The sequence below is a fragment of the Protofrankia sp. Cr1 genome (assembly GCF_963555865.1).
GTDB lineage: Bacteria > Actinomycetota > Actinomycetes > Frankiales > Frankiaceae > Protofrankia.
Window position 1 is genome coordinate 1 of record NZ_CAUVXO010000086.1, and the last position, 2450, is coordinate 2450.

At 65.1% G+C, this 2450-nt stretch carries 3 protein-coding genes; all 3 read left to right on the forward strand.

What is annotated here, in order from left to right; all coding sequences use genetic code 11:
* The first annotated feature begins 50 nt into the window (after positions 1–50).
* On the forward strand, positions 51–818 hold the full coding sequence (locus U9980_RS09900) for a metallophosphoesterase family protein (RefSeq protein ID WP_322747415.1): 768 nt from the start codon (positions 51–53) through the stop codon (positions 816–818).
* 220 nt (positions 819–1038) lie between these two features.
* Positions 1039–1473, forward strand: a complete 435-nt coding sequence (locus U9980_RS09905; RefSeq protein WP_322747416.1) for an SRPBCC family protein — start codon at positions 1039–1041, stop codon at positions 1471–1473.
* 15 nt (positions 1474–1488) lie between these two features.
* Positions 1489–2450: ArsA family ATPase (locus tag U9980_RS09910; RefSeq protein ID WP_322767658.1), on the forward strand; the 962-nt coding region annotated here is incomplete at its 3' end.

The following is a 2450-nucleotide window of genomic DNA, read 5'->3' on the forward strand; positions in this document are numbered from 1 at the left end:
AAAATGATCTGTGATCGTGACATGAATCTTCGAGGCTAGACTGACCGGGCATGAGGGTCCACGTGGTCAGTGACGTCCATGGGCGTGCCGACGCGCTTGCCGCCGCGGGGAAGGGCGCCGACGCCTTTGTCTGCCTGGGCGATCTCATTCTCTACGTGGACTACCGCGATTACGGTCGTGGGATAATGGGGGACCTGTTTGGTCCGACGGCGGTTGGACGAATGATTCAGTTACGGACCGAGCAGCGTTTCGACGAGGCTCGGGACTGGTCTCGTGGTCTGTGGGCGACGTTGGGTGACAATCGCCAGGAGGTCATCGAAGGGGCGATCCGCAAGCAGTACGAACAGATGTTCGATGCTTTTCCGACGCCGACTTTTCTGACCTATGGCAATGTGGATCTTCCGCATCTTTATCAGGACTACCTGCGCGACGGTGTCACGCTCCTGGACGGCCAGACGACCGAGATCGGTGGGCTGCGTTTCGGCTTCGTGGGCGGCGGTCTGCGTACTCCGATGCGCACTCCCTACGAGATCGACGATGATGTCTATGCCGCGAAGGTCGCAGCCCTCGGGGTGGTGGATGTGCTGTGCTGCCACATTCCGCCGCACCTACCCGAGCTCGTGTACGACACGGTCGCTCGGCGTTACGAACGGGGCAGCGTGGCGGTGCTGGAGGCCATCCACGAGATCCAGCCCAGGTATGTGCTTTTCGGGCATGTCCACCAGCCATACCGGGAGGTTCTCGAGATCGGACGCACACGGTGCGTGAACGTCGGGCATTTCAACGCCCGGGGGACGCCGTTCGTGCTGGAGTGGTAGCGGCCGTACGGGCCTGCGGGCCATCCGGTAGCCTCGACGACCGGTCACGATGATTATCCTGGCCTCCAGCGGGCGGAAGACTGTGCGATCATGACCCTTCCCGCGTCGGGGTTCCCGGGCTCCGGGAGACTCCGAGGGACCTGGAGAACCGGTATGTCAGGCAACCGGTATGTCAGCGACGCCGGGCATGCCCGGATAGTTTGTGGAGGCACTGTCACCGATGGCGGATCAAGCCCGAGCCACCGTTACGATCAATGCTGAGCCAGTGAAGGTGATGGCCGCGATTGCCGACATCGCTGCGTATCCAACCTGGTCAGGGCCGGTGGAACGATCCGAGGTCGTCGCGGTCGGACCGGACGGTCGCCCGCACCAGGCCCGTTTTCTGATCAACGCAATGGTGGCGAAGGAAGAGTTCGTCATCGAGTACACCTGGTCGGGTGACGAGTCGGTGCGCTGGACGCTCGTCGAGGGACAAAACACGATCTCTCAGGACGGCGGCTACGCCCTGCGCGATCGTGGTGATGGCACGACCGAGGTCGTCTACGACCTGACTGTCGAACTTAAGATCAAAATTCCCGGTCTACTCCGGCGCAAGGTCCAGAATGGCGTGGTCGACGCCGCGCTGAAAGATCTCAAAAAGTACCTCGAGAGCTGACAGCGCGTGCGATGCGTGCTCTTTTCCGGTAAGGGGGGCGTCGGGACGACCACGGTCGCCGCGGCAACGGCAACGCTGGCGGCTCAACGCGGCAGCCGGACCCTGGTGCTGTCGGCGGATCCGGCGCGAGGCCTTGCGGCTGTCCTGGACCATCCGCTGGCCGACGTTCCCGTTGAGATCGAGTCCGGCCTGTTCGCGCAGCAGGTGGACGTTCAGCGGGTGTTCGAGGAGCAGTGGCAGGTTCTTCGCGGGTACTTCGGGCGCCTCTGGGAGGTGACGGGAACCGAACCGATCGACGTTGGTGAGCTGATGGTTCTGCCCGGCGCCGCCGAGGTGCTCACGCTGTTGCATCTGCTTGACCAGATCAGGTCCGGGGACTACGAGGTCGTCGTAGTTGACACCGGCCCCGTCGCGCAGCTGCTGCGTCTGCTGACGCTGCCCGAGACCCTGTCGTGGTATCTGCGCCGGATGGTCCCGGATGACTGCCGGGTTTCCCGCCTGCTGCGTCCCGGTCCCCGCCTGCTCGGGCGTGGCGAGCTGGCAGGCGCTGTCACGGAACCGCTGATCGAGGCTGCCGCACGCCTGCGAGAGATCATGAACGAAGTTCGGGAGGTTCTCTCGGACCCGTCGCGATCAAGCGTCCGGCTTGTCCTGACGCCGGAGAGCGTGGTGGTGGGGCAGACCCGCGCAGCGTTGACGGCGCTGGCGTTGCACGGCTTCGGCGTGGACGCGGTGGTGGCCAACCGGGTGCACACCCAGGCCGGCGCCGACGCCTGGCGGGCCGGTTGGGTGGCCGTCCACCGCGAGCAGCTGCTGGAGGTCGAGCGGTCCTTCGCACCGATCCCGGTCCTTCGCGCGGCCTACCGGGCTGGTGAGCCGATCGGCCTGGAGGAGCTGGCAGCCTTCGCGGCGGCCGCATACCCGGGCCTGGACCCGGTGGGTGTTCTCGGGACTGGCGGACCCGCCGCCAGTGGACC

Coding starts and splice junctions, on each gene's coding strand:
- U9980_RS09900 (WP_322747415.1), top strand. CDS start 51: ATGAGGGTCCACGTGGTCAGTGACGTCCATGGGCGTGCCGACGCGCTT.
- U9980_RS09905 (WP_322747416.1), top strand. CDS start 1,039: ATGGCGGATCAAGCCCGAGCCACCGTTACGATCAATGCTGAGCCAGTG.